Genomic DNA, 16,463 nt, shown 5'->3' with positions numbered 1-16,463 from the left:
TCTCGTACTCCCGGGCTGCCTGCTGTAATTCGAGGATCGGCGTGCCGACGGTGACCGTCAGTTCGGGTAGCGTCCGCTCGTCGACGACGGCGTCGCCGTCCTCGAGGGTGATCGTGACCCGCTCGAGGGTTACGTCGAGCAGGCCGTCGCCGTCGTCGCGTTCGGCCACCGTGACCAGGTCGTCGGCGTCGTCGAACGCCGCTGCGGGGTCGTCAGGAACCTCGCCCTCGAGCGAGACCGTGGTTTCGGCGTCGCCGACGGATTGGCCGGCGTTCGAGAGCGACTCCTGTGCGCCGAGGTAGATCAGCAGTTCGAGGTAGCGTTCGAACACCGCGTCCTCGGACAGCCCCTCGAGACCGTCGACGCTCGAGGTCGTCATCGGCTGTGCCGCCGCCTGCTGGGTCGCATCGACGACGATACCGCGGAGTTCGCTCTGAGCGGCCGTTTCGGTTCGATCCATCGCGGCCGCCCGATCCGCATCGACGTCGGGCGCCTCTCGCGACTCGAGAATGCCGACGACCATGACGCTGGTGACCAGGAGCAAAGCACCGATCACCGCGAACGGGATTCGAGCGCGGTCGTCGAGCGAAACGGAGAGTGTCCGTGGCTGTCGTCTGGTCATGGATTCCAGGTGTAAACGGTAACGTCGACGCTGTCGGGAGCGATCGCCTCCTCAAAGAACGTCTCCAGTTCGTCCTCGTCGTCGCCGATCGCTTCGAGTTCCGCGCCGATCGGTCCCGACGCGAGGTCGTCGGCGACCGGTTCGGTAAGCCCCTCGATCAGGATCTCGTTGGCGTCGCCGGCGCGGGCGTCGGTCCGCTCGAGCGGCGAGTCGGTATCGGCCTCGAGTTCGAGTTCGTCGAGGCAGTCGATCCGGTCGGCCAGTTCGAGGTACTGCGCCACCGTGACAGACCGATCGAGAGACTGGCGTTCGAGAGCCAGTTGCGTCCGTTCGGGCGGGAAGTATCCGCGAACGATCGCGGCCGCGATCGGTTCGGCGAGCGCGTCTATCTCTCCTGTCGCTGCGTAGCGCGAAGCCAGCGCTGCGCTGTCTACGGCGGGCATCCCGCTCGAGACAGTCATCGTCGTCGTCGTGACGTCCTCGAGTGGCGGGGGCGATCCGCCGGCCGTCGACGTTCCGTTAATCGAGGCGTTTCGGTACGGTTCCCACCCGGCAATGACGGAAATTCGGCGGTCCGTTCCGACGAACTGACTCTCGACGGACGCACCGACGCGCTCGGTAAACGAATCGGCGTACAACAACACGGGATCGCCCTCGACCGTCGCGTTCGCGACCGCTGCTTCCGCGAGCAATCCGGTGGCCGAACCGTAGGTCGTTCGCTGTCGCTCGTCGACGCCCTCCGGGTCCTCGTAGTGGTCGCTGTCCGTGACGGCCTCGAGGTCGTAGCCCGCCGAGATCGTCGAGCCGCTGAGCGTTTCTGCGAGTTGTGCCGGCTGGCTCTCGTCGACGTCGTTGGTGTCGGCCGCGGTGAGATAGAGCCCGAGTAACAACACGCTCGCGCTGATCAACAGCAACGCCAGAGCGACGTCGGGAACGGTGCTGATGGCGCGGTCGGATCTCACGTCGACCACACCTCGACTCGGAGCGTGCCGCCGCGAACGTCACCGGCGCTGGTCTCGACCGGAACGGTCCGTTCTGCGGCGCTGGTCTCGATACCGGAGCCCGCCTCTGGCGGCCCTTCCTGTGGCGAAGCCGGCGCCCCGCTCGAGTCGAAGTGCAACTCGGCGACGACGACGCGATCGCCGCGGTCGTCGACGGTGGTCACTTCGGCGTAGGCGTTCTGGCCCTGCGGGAGCGAGCTCGGTTGGACGTCCTCGAGTCCCGTCGCGCGAGCCGTCGAGAAGACGCCGCCGTGGGACGCATCCTCCCAGACGCGGTCGATCGCAGCCGCTTCCGGCGTTCGGTCGGTTCGATCCGTCAGCGCGGTAGCGAGCACACCGGTGTAGAGTCCGATCGCGAGTATCACGACGATGACCGCGAGGAGGGCGGCTAGCGGTTCGGTCTGGCCTCTCTTCGACCAGCTATCAGTCGGTCGAACGGAACGAGTATCGTTTCTGTCGCTGCGTCGAGTACACCACGATACGTCGGTGCTTTGCTCGAGTGAACCGCGCGTCGGTTCGTCGAGCGGAACTGTTAGCTGGTCGGTATTCGACGGCGCCGAGGGAGAGACGCAGACACCAGCACCAGCCGTGGATCCGGCTATCAACCGGCTGTACTGCGGCCCAGCGGCGGCGACCAGATTCATAGGGAGCCGTTGCCTCGGTATCGCACTTAAACTCGGGAATTTGTGATTTGAGATATGTGTTACGAGATATCGAGTCGGACGCAGTCGGCGACTGTGCGCAGTCACGCCGAACGACCGTCGACGGAAGAGACGGATCGCGCCCGAGTCCATTATATCGATCAAGTCCCAATCGTTGGCTAATGGATTCTGGGAACGCGCTCGCTACTGCGGCGCTCGAGACGCTCCCGATTACGGTCGCGGTTATCGATGCCGACGGCAAAATTGTCCTGACGAACCGGTCCTGGAGCGAGTTCGGGCCGGCGGAATCGACGGATCACGTCGGCGACGACTACGTCGAGACCGCCAGAATCGACGACGACGAACACGCGAGACGCGCCGTCGACGGCCTCGAGTCGCTTCTCGACGGCGAGCGTGCGGAGTTCACGATGGAGTATCCCTGCCACTCACCCGAACAAAAGCAGTGGTTTCTGATGTGGGCGAACCGCTTTACCGTCGACGGGGAGACGCGCGTCTCGGTCGTGCACCTCGAGATCACCGAGCGCAAGCTCGCCGAGATCGCCGCCGAGGAGACCGCTGCGGAGTTGCGCGAGGAACACGAAGCGCTCGAGCACGTGCTGGCGCGCGTCGACGGCCTGTTGCGCGACGTTACCGGCGCCGTCGTCGACGCATCGACGCGCGAAGAGATCGAGCGGCGCGTCAGTACGCGCCTGGCCGAGACCGACCCGTACGTCCTCGCGTGGGTCGGTCGCGCCGACGTGACGAACCAGCGACTCGCGCCACGGGAGTGGGCGAGTGCGGACGGGACGGATATCCCGCTCGAGGACGACGAACTCGTCCTCTCGTCCGACGAGAGCCATCCTGGCGTCCGAGCGCTCGTCGATGGCGAAACAGTGGTGATCCAGGATCTCGAGTCGTTCGCGGACGCCGAGCGGTGGTGGCCGACCGGCGCCGGCGACCGGTTCCGATCGGTGGCTGCGCTGCCGCTTTCCTACGGTGACGTTTCATACGGCGTCCTCGTCGTGTTCGCGGCCGAAGCGAACGTCTTTACGGGCCGAGAGCGACTCGTCCTCGAGTCGCTTTCGGAGACGATCGCAACCGCGATGAACGCGATCGAGGCCAGGCGAATGTTGACGACCGACAGCGTCGTCGAATTCGAGGTCGCGATCGACGACCCCGAACTGTTTCTCGCCGCGCTGACGGACGCCCTCGGCGCGGAGTTGGCCTATCGCGGGCAGACGTACGACGAAACCGGGGCGCCGGTCGTGTTCCTCAACGCCGATCGGTCGATCGATACCGTCCCGCCGGCGAGCGATATCGACGGCATCGCCGACCTCACGGTTCTCTCGGCGTACGACGGCGGCTGTCTCCTCGAAGTCGTCGTCGACGACGGACTCGTCGCGACGCTCTCCGAACACGGCGCGACGGTGCGGCGATTCGACCTCGAGTCCGCGCCGGCAGCCGACGGCTCGCGACCCGGCAGGACGGTCGACCTCTCGATTACCGTCCCGAACGGTCAGTCCGCGCGCTCGATCTACGACTCGCTCGAACGACGCTACGACGTGGTCGAACTGATCAGTTACCACGAAACCGATCGGCCGACACAGACGCCGACGGACGTGATGGGTCGCCTCGAGTCGTCGTTGACCGAGCGACAGTTCACGGCGCTCCAGAAGGCCTACTACGCCGACTACTTCGAGTGGCCGCGCAACGTATCGGGTGAGGAACTCGCCGAGTCGATGGACATCTCGCGGTCGACATTCCACCAACACCTCCGGGCCGCACAGCGAAAACTGCTCGACGAACTGTTCGCGAAAACCCCCACTAGTGAGGGCTAGGTATTTTATAAGCACCTGTTGTAGGAAAAACATCCCTCCCCTGTCAGGTGGTGCCGAGGGCCCGAAGAGCATGCAACAGGAACACATCGACGCAGGAAAGACGATTCAACAGCAGACTGGCAAGACATTCTACCTCGCGACGAAGTTCCTCCCGAAGCGAGTTCGACACGCGACCCACGTCCTGTACGGATTCTTTCGGATCGCCGACGAAGTGGTCGACGACGCCGACGGCGTGCCACCGGCGGTCCAGCGCGCGGAACTCGAGTCGCTCCGGGCGCAGGCGCTCGGGGAGACCGAACCTGACGGCCCGGTCCTCGAGGCGTTCGACGAACTCAGACGCGAGTACGATATCGCGGACGCGGAAATCAACGCCTTCATCGATGCGATGCAGTCGGACATCGACACCGACCGATACGAGACCTACGCCGACCTCGAGACGTACATGCGCGGCTCGGCGGCCGCCGTCGGCGTGATGATGACCGCGATTATGGACCCCGACGAGCGCGACGCCGCCTTGCCCCACGCCGTCACGCTCGGCGAAGCGTTCCAGATGACGAACTTCCTGCGCGACGTCCGCGAGGACGTCCTCGACCGCGACCGGATTTACGTTCCCCAGTCGACCCTGCAAGCTCACGACGTCTCTCCCGAACAGATCGAACGCCTCGAGTACTCGGAGTCGTTCGGGTCGGCGATGGCGGCCGAACTCAAGCGCACGGAAGAACTCTACCGGGAGGGGGTCGCCGGCATCCGCTATCTGCCCGACGACTGTCAGCTTCCCGTCTTGCTCGCGGCCGTCCTCTACGCGGAACACCACGCCGTTATCCGACGACAGGAGTACGACGTCCTCTCCGAGGCGCCGTCGCTGTCGACGAGTCGCAAGCTGTGGTGTCTCGCGAAAACGCGCTGGCACTGGCACTGGAACCGCGATCCAGAGGCCGTCTTCCACCGGGTGTCTGCCGTGCCCGCACTCGAAACGGATCACCGAGAACCTGGCCACGGAGGACGCGTGCCGACGCAGTGAGCGGCGGTAATATCACCCCTCGACAGTCTGGATCTGCAGCCGTGATTCCCCCGCCCGTAGTCGCTCGTGTCTGTCCACCAGCGAGTCACACGACCTGCTCACCGTCGACAGGAAGATGGCGAGAACGGCCCCGATCGGACCCGGCGTCTAGCTGGTGATCACGCTCGCGGTCGTCCTGCTCTTCTCCTGTTCGGGAGCGCGCTGACGAGCATCGTCGTTTGAGACGGCCTCCCAGTCGTCAGTGTCGCCGAAACTGCACAGTTCGTCTGCGGTTGCGTCGGTTCATCGGGACGGAAAACTCGTGACCCGTCGCGTTCGAGTCGGGCGCACGCCGCTTCGCCTCCTCACTCCGAGACGTCGGCCTCGGACATCGCTTGCATCTCGGCGACGACGAACTTCGCCAGCCGCCGTTTGGTGTGGGACGCGACGAGGTGGCGCTCGAGGGGCTGGCCGCGAGCGAGTAGTTCGCGGCAGATCGGACACTCGATCGGTGGTCTGGATGCCATGTGACAACAAGTCGCTGTGGGACGAAAAGTGCACAGCAAGCATGTTCGACGCCGGTCTCGGTCCGGATAGAAACCATGGCCTCGGCGGCCGATCGGCGACAGTGATCGACCGTCGAACGCGTCGAGCACGTCGAACGGCGACCGAATCTGACGGACCGGTTCTCGAGGCGTTCGCGTCCGACCCAACACACCTCGGGACAAGGGTCATCCGTCCGTCCGACGCCAGTCGTGGTATGGCAACGACGACCACGCGAACGAAGACGATCGTGAACTGCCTCGAGTGCGGCGCGATGATCGCGGCCGAGCTCGACGAGCGCGGCTCGGTCTGTCTGCTCGGAACCGAAGACGCGTGTCAGTGTGGCGGGCGCGAGTTTCGACGGCTTCGGTGAGGATACGCGGACGACTCGGCCGATCGGGCGGTTTCGGTTCAGCCTCGAAAGGGCGACCACAGGTTACGAGCTACGAGTCACGTGTCACGAGTCGCGGCCGCGAGTACCGCTCGCGACCGAGGGAAGCGACTGCCGGACCATCTCCCGGTCGTAGCGGTCGGTTCGAAACAGACCGAGACAGAACAGGCCGGCGACGCCCGCGGCCACCCAGTTCGCATAGAGGAGGTTGATCGTCCCCCACAGCAGGACGAAGCTCACCAGATCGTCGAGGACGAACTCGCAGTCACGGACGCGCTCAAGCAGCGCCGATCGATCGAACGCCAGGTCGACTAGCGCGACGGCGACGGTTCCCGAGATGACCCAGCCCACGTAGTTCGAGACCGGCACGCCGTAGTAGACGCCCGCGGGGTCGAACGCCCAGAAGCCGACGGCGACGGCGGCCGGATCGAGGACGAGGTCGATCGCGACGACGGCCGCGATCGCGCTCGGAATCCTGAGTAGCGGATTCGCCGCCCGCTCACCGAGGATAAGCAGTGTGAGCAGGTAGGCGTTCAGCACTAACGGAATGAAAAACAGCGGCAGCGCCAGCGGCACCTCGCCGAGGAGCATCGGTCCGAGCTGGATCGTGTACTCGAACGCGCCGTAGGGCCAGTCCGTTCGCACGCCGACGACCTCGATGGCGTACGTATACGCCGTTAGAACGCTGAGACAGCCGAGGGCCCACCAGCCGATCCGCGGCAACACGCCGACGATCAGCGGCGAGCGCATCACCATCGTTCCAAAGAGGATCAACAGCGGGTTGTACGCCAGGGGCTCGGGCAAGAGTCCCTCGGCGCTGCCGACTAACGTGATCGCGCCGACGAACGGGAAGATCACAGCGATCGTGAATCGGTTCTCGCGAATAATGGCCTCGAGTCGTCGCTGAAGGACCGACCGCGTCCCCTCGGACCGGGATTGCGGGCTCGAGTGACCCATTTCAGAGCAGCCTCCAGAGCCCGCCCATCGTCAGCGCTGCGCCGACGACCGTGTTGATCGCCGGGAACCACCAGTAGGCCCGATCAACGGCGACGCTCGAGGCGACGATCGCGGCGATCAGGGCCGGATAGACGAGCATGAGCGCCCCCAGCCGACCGTCGAGCGCGGCGAAGGCGGCCGCGCTCGCGAGCCAGCAGGCGCCGCAGTAGGCGTACGTTCGCCGCTCCCCGAGGACGGTCGCCGTCGTCCGGATCCCCGTCTCGCGATCGGGTTCGATGTCGGGAATCGCCGAGAAGGTGTGCATCCCCATCGCCCAGAGCCAGCCACCGGCGATCGCCAGCAGCGGCGGCTGCACGCCGGTGACGGCGGCGTACGCCGCTGCACCCGGGGCGATGTACAGTCCGTTGGATATCGAATCCGCGAGCGGCGTGGTCTTGAACCGAAGCGGCGGCGCGCTGTAGGCCGTCCCGAGCGCGAGGAACACGACGAGCCACGGCCAGGCGGCCGCGGGAACGAGCGGAATCAACGCGAGCCCCAGAAGCGCACAGGCGACGACGGCGACGGGGACGACGCGCTGGCCGCGGTAGCGCGCTTCCTTGTCACCCTTTTTCGGGTTCGCAGCGTCGATATCGCGGTCGTAGACGTCGTTGACGCCGTAGAGGAACACGTTCGCCGGCAGGAGGAAGTACGCGAACAGCGCGAGCGCGGCGGGCGCGAAGAGATCGCCGACGCTCTCGGCCGCGTACGCGACGCCGACGAGAACGGGACCCGCGAGATAGAGCCAGAACCGGGGCCTCGAGAGCGTCAGCAGGTACGACAGTCGGTCACCGAGACCGCCGTTTCGAGCCGCCGCCGAGCCGGTCGTCATGAGCGAACCACCGCTCACCGTTCCACCGACGCCGCTCGTCCGTAGTCTTCGAGTACCGTTTCGGCGGTCAGTTCCCCGCTGATGAGACACATCGGGACGCCGATACCGGGCGTCGTGTCGCCGCCGACGAAGTAGAGGCCGTCGACGCCCTTCGAGCGGTGGGGCGGTCGAAAGAGGGCGGTCTGTCGGAGCGTGTGAGCCAGACCGAGCGCCGTTCCGTCGTAGCTGTTGTACCGATTCGCGAAGTCCTCGACGGCGAATCGCTCCTCGAGGACGATCCGGTCGCGCAGGTCGGTCCCCGTGTTGTCGGCGATATCGTCGAGGATCCGCTCTCGATACGACTCGCGGATTTCGGGGGTATCCTCGAGACCGGGCGCGATCGGGACGAGGACGAACAGCGCGCTGTGGCCGTCGGGCGCGACGGTGTCGTCGGTTTCGGAGGGAACGCACAGGTAGTACGCGGGATCGTCGGGCCACTGGGGGTCCTCGAAGATCTGGTCGAAGTGCTCCTGCCAGTCGGTGGGGAGGACGAGCGTGTGGTGAGCCAGGTCGTCCACGTCGCCTTCGACGCCGAGATAGAGGAGAAACGCCGACGGGGCGTACGTCCGAGACTCCCAGTAGTCGGCGTCGTAGCCGCGCCGTTCGGGCGGGAGGAGTTCCTGTTCGGTGTGGGCGTAGCTGGCGTTGCTGACGACCAGGTCGGGTCGAAGCGGCCCCGTCGGCGTCTCGACGAGGAAAGCGCCTTCGCGGCCCTTGATCGCCGTCGCCGGCCGGTCCGTGTCGTAGGTGACGCCCAGTTCGGCGCCGAGTTCCGCGACACCGTCGATGACGGCTCCGATTCCGCCGTCGGGGTACCAGACGCCGAGGTTGAAGTCGACGTGGCTCATCAGGTTGTACAACGCCGGCGTGTTCGTCGGCGAACCGCCGAGAAAGACCAGCGTGTACTGCATGATCTGCTGGAGTTTCGGGTGGTCGAAGTAGCCCTCGACGTGGCCCTGCATCGATCCGAGCAAGGAGAGCCCGCGTGCCTGTCTGGCCACGTCGAGGTCGACGAAATCCCGCAGCCGAGAGCGGTCCTCGTAGACGAAGTGTTCCATCCCCACCTCGTAGTTCTCGCGGGACTTCTCGAGGTACCGTTCCAGGGCTTCGCCCGCGCCCGATTCGTACTCTTCGAAGACGGCTTTCGTCCGCTCGAGGTCGGGCGTGATCTCGACCTCGTCGCCGTCCTTGAAGAAGATCCGATAGTGCGGATCGAGATGGGTCAGTTCGTAGTAGTCCGTCGGCGTCCGGTCGAAATGACCGAAAAAGCGCTCGAAGACGTCGGGCATCAGGTACCAGGAGGGACCCATGTCGAAGCGAAAGCCATCGCGCTCGAGGCGGCTCGCGCGGCCGCCGAGTTGCTCGTTTTTCTCGATGACGCGAACGTCAGCGCCCGCGTCGGCGAGGTAACAGGCGGTCGACAACCCCCCGATACCGGCGCCGATCACGACGACGGACTCGTCGGCCAGCGATTGCATATCGTATCGTGACTGTCGAGAGACTGATAAACGTATGGCATACCTAGTAGGGTATCGGACGATTCGACTCGGCACGGCGATGCGTTCGTGTCGCTCCCGACCGTACGGCGAGTATGGCTCAGAACGAGACTGTCCTCGTCACCGGCGGCACCCGCGGCATCGGCCGCGCGGTCGCCGAAGCGTTCACCGACACGGAGCGTGCGGTCGTGATCGGTGATCGAGACGGTGACGCGGTCACGGCGACGGTTGAGGCGCTCGAGGACCGAGTCGACGAACGCGGCGGGTCGGCTGCCGTCGCGGGCCTTCGAACCGACGTCCGGGATCAGTTCGACCTCGAGCGTCTCGCAGAGACGGCCTCGCGGACAGGAGACTCGAGCGGAGTCAACGTCGTCGTCCCCGCCGCGGCCGTTCGACACGGCGACTCCGGTGCGACCCCGCTCGACCGGGAGCCGTACTCGGCGTTCGACGACCACTGGCGGTACAACGCTCGCGGCGTCTTCGGGACGATCCGCGAAGCGCTGCCACACTGTACCGACGACGCGCGGATTCTCGTTCCGACGGCCTCGGCCGACCGCGGTCTCGAGGACGGAGACGGCTCCTACGCGGTCTCGAGGACGGCCGTGGAAGCGGTAGCCCGCGGATTCGCCGCCGATACCGAGTATACCGTGGGGTGTCTCTCGATCGGACGGCACGGGCTGTTAGGCGCAGACGACGGCGAGCGCGGGACGGACCGCGACCGCATCGCGACCCTGTTCGTTCGGGCGGCGACCGAGATCGAACCAGCAGATATCGACGGCGAAATCGTCGATCTCGAGACGTGGTCGGACCAACAGGGCGGTAGCTGACTGTACGCGATATCGGACGGGTGGATAACAGTCTTAAATCCATAGCGTGAGCGGTTTGACGGTTGTCCACCCGTGGTACCGTTACCCTCGCAAGTCTTATACGTGGATGGGCCATACATTTGTTCGTAATGGCAAACGGTAAAGTTGATTTCTTCAACGACACTGGCGGCTACGGTTTCATTTCGACGGACGACGCGGACGATGACGTATTCTTCCACATGGAGGACGTCGGCGGCCCGGACCTCGAAGAAGGCACCGAGATCGAATTCGACATCGAACAGGCCCCCAAGGGTCCCCGCGCGACGAACGTCGTCCGCAACAACTAATCTCATCGTCTCCGTCGCCGCCAGGCGGCGCTGACTGTGATTTTCGTTTTCACACGACTTCACCCTGAGCCGCTGCGCTCGGTGAACCGTCTCGTGCGACCGTCGCAAACGTGGACGCACCCACGGGAGCGACGGCGCTGAGTTGAACCTGTTACTCAGGCGTCGCTATAGTAGCCACTGACCGTCACTGCACACCTGCTCGCAGTACGGCGTCGCGATCAGTGTGTACATCGTTTCAGTGGCTACTATAGACCCATCGTTACCAGCGGGTACGAACAGACGGTCTCGAACGCTGTCGCTCGAGGCGAAGCGCGCGTAGAAATGCGGTCAGTCAGTGGTACCGAGGTTCAATCGATGTGGCCTTCACGACGCAGCTGATCTGCGTCCTGACTGGTGTAGCGCCACTCGATGGTGGCCTTCTCGTCCTGCCAGTCCCAGGGTTCGGCGACGACGATGTCGTCTTGTTCGATCCAGGTTCGGTATTTCATCCGGCCGGGGATCCGGCCGAGACGTTCCTCGCCGTCGGCACAGCGCAGTTGAACGTGGTTGCCACCGAGGTGTTCGGTTACGACGGCGAATACTTCATCGTTGTTGGGCATGCGGAGGTTCCGTCGCCCTGAGTCTTCTGTCACAGACTAACTACGTGGGGCAGACGTTTAAAGGATTGGAGAGCCGTGGTAACACCTAACTCGCGATAGAGTATTCAACTATAGTATACGTCTCTCGAGAACGTGAATGCCGCTTCGAGGCTTACAGTTCGCGATCCGAATCCGGGTTCTCGAGTTCCCACAGCAGTTCCGGCAGGAAGGCCTCGAGGTTGTCGATCACGCGCCGGTCGCTGACGTTCAGCCCGTCGCAGTGGTCGTGGGCCGAGTCGCGGATGTCGACGTGGAGGTCGCCGTCCTCGAGCCAGACGCCGAGCGGGAAGACCGAACAGCGGGTCGGTTTCCAGTCCTCCTCGAGGTGCAGCGAACAGAGGCCGTCCTCCCGGAGGAACGCGCAGGCGCAGCCGTCGTCGGCGACGTGGGTCTCGCGGTCCTTCTGCTCGCGCGTGACGAACTTCTCGCCGCGGAAATCGGTCGTCGTCTCCGCCAGATTCGCGCGCTGGGCGAGTTCCAGAAGATCGTCGTCGTAGAGCAATACGCCGTGCTGACAGCACCAGGTGCAGTCCTCGACGCACTCGAAGGTGAGGTCGGGATCGAACTCGACGACCGCCTCGCAGTCGGGGTAGACCTCGACGCGGCGTGTAGCGTCTGCGCTCACGGATCTGGGGACGGACGGCGTACTCAAGTGACTTTCTACCTCCGCCCTATTCGAGTGGGTGTCTCGCGCTCGCTCGAGTCGACCACGGTATTCCGCAGCGTGCCGACGCCCTCGTAGGAGATTTCGACGGTGTCTCCCGGCTCGACGAGTCCCGGATTGGCCGGGCTGCCGAAGGCGATGACGTCGCCGGGTTGGAGCGTGAACCGACGGGAGAGGTAGGCGACGATCTCGTGTGGATCGAACAGCATCAGTTCGGTGCCGGCCTCCTGGCGGCGTTCGCCGGCGACGTCGGTCCACATCTCGATTTCGAACGGATCGACCGCGGTCTCGATCCAGGGACCGAGCGGGCCGGAGCCGTCGAACGCCTTTCGAGCCGTCCGCCCCTGCTGGTCGAGGGCGTCCACGTCGTTCATGATCGTGTAGCCGCGGACGACGTCCGACACCTCGTCTTCGGTGAGGTTCCGGCAGGGTTCGTCGATGACGGCCGCGAGTTCGCCGGCGTAGGTCAGTTCGTCGGTGAACTCCGGGTACGGAATCGGGTCGCGATGGCCCAGCAGCGACGCCGGCGGCTTGATGAAGAAGTCGGGTTCCTCGGGTCGGTCGTACTCCATCTGATCGAGCGTGGCCGCGTAGTTGCGCCCGACGCAGTACAGCGCTGACGGCTCGCAGGGCGGGAGAAACGCCCGGTCGTCGTCGACTTCGTACGCGCCGTCGTCGGTGTGGACGACGCCGTCTTCGTATCTGCCCGAAACAGGTCCGTCGTCGGTCGCGATCCGCGCGAGTTTCATGCAACGCAGTGTCGCCGCCGCCCGATTAGTGGTATCGGTTCCGTCGTTCCGACGGTGCCCCTCGAGTCGCCCCCGTTCGCTCGAGTCACGGCGACGAGACCGACCGGCCGACAGCGCGGTCGACGCCGGACCGCCATCCGAGACAGGCACATGGAGGGCCGAAGTATACCCACCATCCGACGAAACGAGTATCCATGTGCGCTAACCTCACCGTCGACGACGAGGGGAAACGAGTCGTCAACACGAACGGACAGGAAGTTGGCATCATCGACGAGGTCGGAACGGGGGTCGCGTACGTCGAACCCGGCGCGGAGATGAGCGAGTCGATCAAGTCGCGACTCTCCCGCGACCGGGACGTCGCCGACGGCATGGAGCGCTACCACCTCGACGAGGATCACATCGAGGAGATCACCGGCGACGAAGTTCGGCTGCAGCGCTTCTGATCGGGTTCGATCGCGAAGCAATTTCGGTTTTCGGGCGCCAAGACGCACGACGAGAGTCCGTTTCATGCCGACAAACGCGCTCGTCACCGGCCCGCCGCGCAGCGGAAAGACGACCGCTCTCGAGCGAGCCGTCTCGCGGCTTCGCGAGGACGACGTTTCCGTGGGCGGCCTCTCGAGTCCGGAGATCCGCGAGGACGGCGAACGAGTCGGCTTCGAGATCGTCGACCTCGCGAGCGGCGAGCGGGAACTGATGGCTCACGTCACGTTCGACGGGGACGACAATCCCACCGTCGGCGCGTACGGAGTCGACGTCGACGCGGTCGATCGCCTCGCGACGACGGCGCTACCGACCGCGATCGAGACGGCCGACTGCGTCGTCATCGACGAAATCGCACCGATGCAACTTTCCAGCGAGGATTTCGTGCGGGAGACCCGCCGGGCGCTCGAGTCGCCGACGCCGGTGCTGGCGGCGATCAAAGCGGATGCGACGGCCGGGGTTCTCGGCGCGATAAAAATGCGGACGGATACGGAGCGGTTCGTGGTCGAGCCGGAGACGCGGGAACGGATCCCCACGGCGCTCGTTCGATGGGTCCAATCGAGCCTCCGGCCCCGATAGCGTGCCGCCCCCACTCCCAGGTGACAGGGGTCGCGTAACAGGGTTCGCTGGCGCGTGTGATGACGATGACCGCCGACTCAGTCCTCGAGGACGAGATACGTCCGTCCGCCGCGGTGCTCGAGGGAGACGCGGTCGGTGTCGACGTTCGAATCGACGAACGACTCGATCCCATCGGCGTGGAGATCGGTGACGTCGATTCGGCGCCGGTCGGGCTCCGACTCGAGCGAGCCGGTATCGCGTCGGTTAGCGCCGTCGGTTCGGTCTTCGGTGCGGTCGACGATCAGCGTCATACCTACCAGTTGGAGCGACGGTACGTCAATGCGATCCACCCGGAGTGAAAGTGAAAGTACTCGAGAGAGTCGGTATTACTTGAAATTCTCGGTGGATGAACGCAGTGACGACGGGGTGCCGCCGATCAGCCGACGCGTTTGACCGCGACGCGGTGTGTCCCCGCGTCGGTCTCGAGTGCAACGGCGTCGACCAGCGCGTCGCGGGCGCGGGCTTGCCACCGTTCGACGGCATCGGCGTGGCGTTTGCGGAGTCGCTCCGTCTCCTCGTCGGTAGCGTCGCCGCCGCTCGCGGGATCGCTGTCGGCGGCCGAGCGCGCGTCCTCGAGGCTCGGATACGCGGCGCAGACGTCGTCCTCGATGAGGTCGTCGGGACGAACGTGGACGGCGCCGGTCAGTTCGGTGTCGTCGCGGTGGTAGACGTGGATGCGTGCGCGCATTCGGCCGTGAAACGGCGGCGTCGCCCGCAGGACGGCCTCGCCGGGGTTCTCCCGCGTGTAGGCGTAGGCGTTGACGACGTCCTCCGGCGACAGCGCGAGCGACTGGATCGTCGTCGGATCGTCCTCGGCCGTCGTTTCCTCCTCGACCATTACCTGGCCCTTGGACGCGAGAACGGTAAAACCTGCTCGGTCGATTCGGCGACTCGAGTGCGAAGAGCACCGGTCCGAGCCTCGAGCGACACCAATCTCACCGGTTCAGCGCGCGTCCAGGACGTCCCGAACGACGCTGGCGACGAGGACGAGACAGAACGCGATCATCGCCCCCTGGGAAAGCGTCGCCACGACGGAGTCGACCGATTCGCCGGACGCCAGCGCGATCAGGTCGGGAACGGCCCGCAGCGATCCCAGCACGCCGAGGGTGGCGAGCGCGCCGATGCCGTAGACCGCCGTTCGCCGTCGGTTATCGTCGCGCCCGACGGCGCCGAGTATCGCGATCAGGACGCCGAAACCGGTCGGGATGAGGGCCGTCACGCTCGCGAAGTCCGAGAGCACGTACGCGACGATTCCGATGAGGGCGAGGACGCCGCCGATTCCGAGTCCGAGGGTCGTCGTCCGTTCGTCGATTGCAGACATACCCGATCGTTTGAACTACTCGGATATGGTTCTTGTAGTATACTCCTCGAAGTCGACTCCGTCGGCGACGGTGACCTGTTGGTCGGTCGGACAGTGAGACGAACCCAAAAAGATCTAACGGCCCCCGGTTGTGCCCACCAGCATGCACGTCTCCATCATCGGCAGCGGCTACGTCGGGACGACGATCGCGGCCTGTCTCGCGGACCTCGGCCACGAGGTCGTTAACGTGGAAATCGACGAGGGGATCGTCGAAACGATCAACGCCGGCGAGGCCCCGATCCACGAGTCCGGTCTCGAGGAACGCATCGCCGAACACGGCGGCTCGAGTCTCCGGGCGACGACCGACTATGCCGACGTTCGCGAGACCGACGTCACCTTCCTCTGTCTCCCGACCCCGCAAGCCGAGGACGGCAGCCTCGAGTTGGCGCCGATGCGGGCGGGCGCGGAGTCGCTCGGACGCGCGCTCGCCGAGAAGGACGACGATCACCTCGTGGTCGTCAAGAGCACGGTCCTGCCGGGCACGACCGAGGAGGTCGTCGGACCGCTCCTCGAGGCGGAGTCCGGAACGCAGGTCGGCGACGGAATCGAACTCGCGATGAACCCCGAGTTCCTCCGGATGGGGACCGCGGTGCAGGACTTTCTCGAGCCCGACAAGGTCGTCGTCGGGACGACCAGCGAGGGCGCAGCGGCGACGCTGCGCGAACTGTACGATCCCATCCTCTCCCGAGAGGAGACGGATCTGGTCGAGACCGACGTTCGCGAGGCCGAACTCATCAAGTACGCCAACAACGCCTTTCTCGCGTCGAAGGTCTCGCTGGTCAACGAACTCGGCAACGTCGCCAAGGCCTACGGCGCCGACGCCTACGAGGTCCTCGAGGCGGTCGGCCTGGACGACCGCATCTCGTCGCAGTTCATGCGCTCGGGGCTCGGCTGGGGCGGTTCCTGTTTCCCCAAGGACGTCGACGCCTTGCGCGCCGGCGCACGCGAACAGGGGTACGACCCCGAACTGCTCGACGCGGTCGTTGCGGTCAACGACGCCCAGCCGCGGCGACTCGTCGACCTGCTCGAGAATTACGTCTCGCTCGAGGGCGCACGCATCGCGGTGCTCGGCCTGTCGTTCAAGCCCGGGACCGACGACATCCGCAAGTCGCGCGCGCTCGACGTCCTCGACTACCTCCTCGAACGCGGTGCGCGCCCCGTCGCCTACGACCCCGTCGCGGTCGAGAACGTCCGCGAGAAACATCCAGGTCTCGAGGTCGAGTACGCCGATTCAGCCGCCGCGGCGCTCGAGGGCGCCGACGGCGCGGTCGTCGCGACCGACTGGCCCGAGTTCGACGACCTCGCGTTCGACGGGATGGCCCAGCGGATCGTCGTCGACGGCCGCCGGGTCGATATCGACCGCGACGCCCTCGAGGTCTACGAGGGGCTGACCTGGTAGCGACGC

General features: G+C 65.4%; 21 protein-coding genes. 8 read left to right on the top strand and 13 right to left on the bottom strand.

What is annotated here, in order from left to right; translation table 11 throughout:
• From C493_RS16205 to C493_RS16195, 3 genes are all read right to left on the bottom strand, one after another.
• On the bottom strand, positions 1-622 hold a 622-nt coding region (locus C493_RS16205), incomplete at its 3' end, for a DUF7286 family protein (RefSeq protein WP_007260556.1).
• Entirely contained in the window at positions 619-1,584 is a 966-nt protein-coding gene (locus C493_RS16200; protein ID WP_193787909.1) for a DUF7284 family protein, read from the bottom strand. The genes C493_RS16200 and C493_RS16205, both read right to left, overlap by 4 nt.
• On the bottom strand, positions 1,581-1,988 hold the full coding sequence (locus tag C493_RS16195; protein WP_241430911.1) for a DUF7285 family protein: 408 nt from the start codon (positions 1,986-1,988) through the stop codon (positions 1,581-1,583). Before C493_RS16195 ends, C493_RS16200 begins: the two co-directional genes overlap by 4 nt.
• Positions 1,989-2,446: 458 nt before the next feature.
• Here C493_RS16195 and C493_RS16190 point away from each other — a divergent pair, with 458 nt between their 5' ends.
• Positions 2,447-4,102 carry a bacterio-opsin activator domain-containing protein gene (locus C493_RS16190; RefSeq protein WP_007260553.1) on the top strand — a complete coding sequence of 552 codons (1,656 nt, stop codon included), beginning with the start codon at positions 2,447-2,449 and terminating at the stop codon, positions 4,100-4,102.
• A gap of 70 nt (positions 4,103-4,172) precedes the next feature.
• On the top strand, positions 4,173-5,123 hold the full coding sequence (locus tag C493_RS16185) for a phytoene/squalene synthase family protein (RefSeq protein WP_007260552.1): 951 nt from the start codon (positions 4,173-4,175) through the stop codon (positions 5,121-5,123).
• A gap of 344 nt (positions 5,124-5,467) precedes the next feature.
• Here C493_RS16185 and C493_RS23495 read toward each other — a convergent pair whose 3' ends face one another.
• Positions 5,468-5,629: a hypothetical protein gene (locus C493_RS23495; RefSeq protein WP_007260551.1), complete on the bottom strand. Its 162-nt coding sequence runs from the start codon at positions 5,627-5,629 to the stop codon at positions 5,468-5,470.
• A 233-nt stretch (positions 5,630-5,862) separates the two neighbouring features.
• On the opposite strand from C493_RS23495, the gene C493_RS23135 reads away from it, so the two are divergent.
• Positions 5,863-6,018, top strand: a complete 156-nt coding sequence (locus tag C493_RS23135; RefSeq protein WP_161606910.1) for a hypothetical protein — start codon at positions 5,863-5,865, stop codon at positions 6,016-6,018.
• 84 nt (positions 6,019-6,102) lie between these two features.
• On the opposite strand, the gene cruF is transcribed toward C493_RS23135, so the two are convergent.
• Genes cruF through C493_RS16165 form a run of 3 tightly spaced genes read right to left on the bottom strand, consistent with a single transcriptional unit; the run spans position 6,103 to position 9,378 of the window.
• Positions 6,103-6,993: a bisanhydrobacterioruberin hydratase gene (gene cruF / locus C493_RS16175; RefSeq protein WP_007260549.1), complete on the bottom strand. Its 891-nt coding sequence runs from the start codon at positions 6,991-6,993 to the stop codon at positions 6,103-6,105.
• Between the two features lies 1 nt (position 6,994).
• Positions 6,995-7,861 (bottom strand): prenyltransferase, encoded by an 867-nt coding sequence (locus C493_RS16170; protein WP_049889422.1) that lies wholly within the window; start codon positions 7,859-7,861, stop codon positions 6,995-6,997.
• Positions 7,862-7,875: 14 nt separating this feature from the next.
• On the bottom strand, positions 7,876-9,378 hold the full coding sequence (locus C493_RS16165) for a phytoene desaturase family protein (RefSeq protein WP_007260547.1): 1,503 nt from the start codon (positions 9,376-9,378) through the stop codon (positions 7,876-7,878).
• 113 nt (positions 9,379-9,491) lie between these two features.
• On the opposite strand from C493_RS16165, the gene C493_RS16160 reads away from it, so the two are divergent.
• A complete protein-coding gene (locus tag C493_RS16160; protein WP_007260546.1) occupies positions 9,492-10,223 on the top strand; it encodes an SDR family oxidoreductase in 732 nt (243 codons plus the stop codon).
• A gap of 128 nt (positions 10,224-10,351) precedes the next feature.
• A complete protein-coding gene (locus C493_RS16155) occupies positions 10,352-10,549 on the top strand; it encodes a cold-shock protein (RefSeq protein ID WP_007260545.1) in 198 nt (65 codons plus the stop codon).
• Positions 10,550-10,896: 347 nt separating this feature from the next.
• Here the strand turns inward: C493_RS16155 and C493_RS16150 are convergent, their stop codons facing one another.
• The 3 genes from C493_RS16150 to C493_RS16140 all read right to left on the bottom strand — a co-directional run bounded on the left by C493_RS16150 (position 10,897) and on the right by C493_RS16140 (position 12,600).
• The gene (locus C493_RS16150) at positions 10,897-11,181 is read right to left on the bottom strand and encodes a translation initiation factor eIF-1A (RefSeq protein ID WP_082681805.1); all 285 of its coding nucleotides are present in this window, start codon (positions 11,179-11,181) and stop codon (positions 10,897-10,899) included.
• A gap of 118 nt (positions 11,182-11,299) precedes the next feature.
• On the bottom strand, positions 11,300-11,812 hold the full coding sequence (locus tag C493_RS16145; protein WP_007260544.1) for a hypothetical protein: 513 nt from the start codon (positions 11,810-11,812) through the stop codon (positions 11,300-11,302).
• 35 nt (positions 11,813-11,847) lie between these two features.
• Positions 11,848-12,600, bottom strand: coding sequence for a fumarylacetoacetate hydrolase family protein (locus C493_RS16140; protein ID WP_007260543.1), 753 nt, complete (start codon positions 12,598-12,600; stop codon positions 11,848-11,850).
• A gap of 194 nt (positions 12,601-12,794) precedes the next feature.
• On the opposite strand from C493_RS16140, the gene C493_RS16135 reads away from it, so the two are divergent.
• Together C493_RS16135 and C493_RS16130 are read left to right on the top strand one after the other, a co-directional pair.
• Positions 12,795-13,043, top strand: coding sequence for a hypothetical protein (locus C493_RS16135; RefSeq protein WP_007260542.1), 249 nt, complete (start codon positions 12,795-12,797; stop codon positions 13,041-13,043).
• 64 nt (positions 13,044-13,107) lie between these two features.
• Positions 13,108-13,659 carry a nucleoside-triphosphatase gene (locus C493_RS16130; protein WP_007260541.1) on the top strand — a complete coding sequence of 184 codons (552 nt, stop codon included), beginning with the start codon at positions 13,108-13,110 and terminating at the stop codon, positions 13,657-13,659.
• A 77-nt stretch (positions 13,660-13,736) separates the two neighbouring features.
• On the opposite strand, the gene C493_RS16125 is transcribed toward C493_RS16130, so the two are convergent.
• From C493_RS16125 to C493_RS16115, 3 genes are all read right to left on the bottom strand, one after another.
• Entirely contained in the window at positions 13,737-13,949 is a 213-nt protein-coding gene (locus tag C493_RS16125) for a hypothetical protein (protein ID WP_007260540.1), read from the bottom strand.
• Positions 13,950-14,074: 125 nt separating this feature from the next.
• Positions 14,075-14,536, bottom strand: a complete 462-nt coding sequence (locus C493_RS16120; protein ID WP_007260539.1) for a hypothetical protein — start codon at positions 14,534-14,536, stop codon at positions 14,075-14,077.
• Positions 14,537-14,641: 105 nt separating this feature from the next.
• A complete protein-coding gene (locus C493_RS16115) occupies positions 14,642-15,019 on the bottom strand; it encodes a hypothetical protein (RefSeq protein ID WP_007260538.1) in 378 nt (125 codons plus the stop codon).
• Positions 15,020-15,161: 142 nt separating this feature from the next.
• Between C493_RS16115 and aglM the strand changes: the two genes are divergently transcribed.
• Complete coding sequence (gene aglM, locus C493_RS16110; protein WP_007260537.1) at positions 15,162-16,457, top strand: UDP-glucose 6-dehydrogenase AglM; 1,296 nt, start codon at positions 15,162-15,164, stop codon at positions 16,455-16,457.
• Positions 16,458-16,463 lie beyond the last annotated feature (6 nt).

Source organism: Natronolimnohabitans innermongolicus JCM 12255 (assembly GCF_000337215.1).
In the GTDB taxonomy this organism is placed as follows: domain Archaea; phylum Halobacteriota; class Halobacteria; order Halobacteriales; family Natrialbaceae; genus Natronolimnohabitans; species Natronolimnohabitans innermongolicus.
Note: the sequence above shows the minus strand (reverse complement) of the source record. Positions and strands in the feature narration are given on the sequence as shown.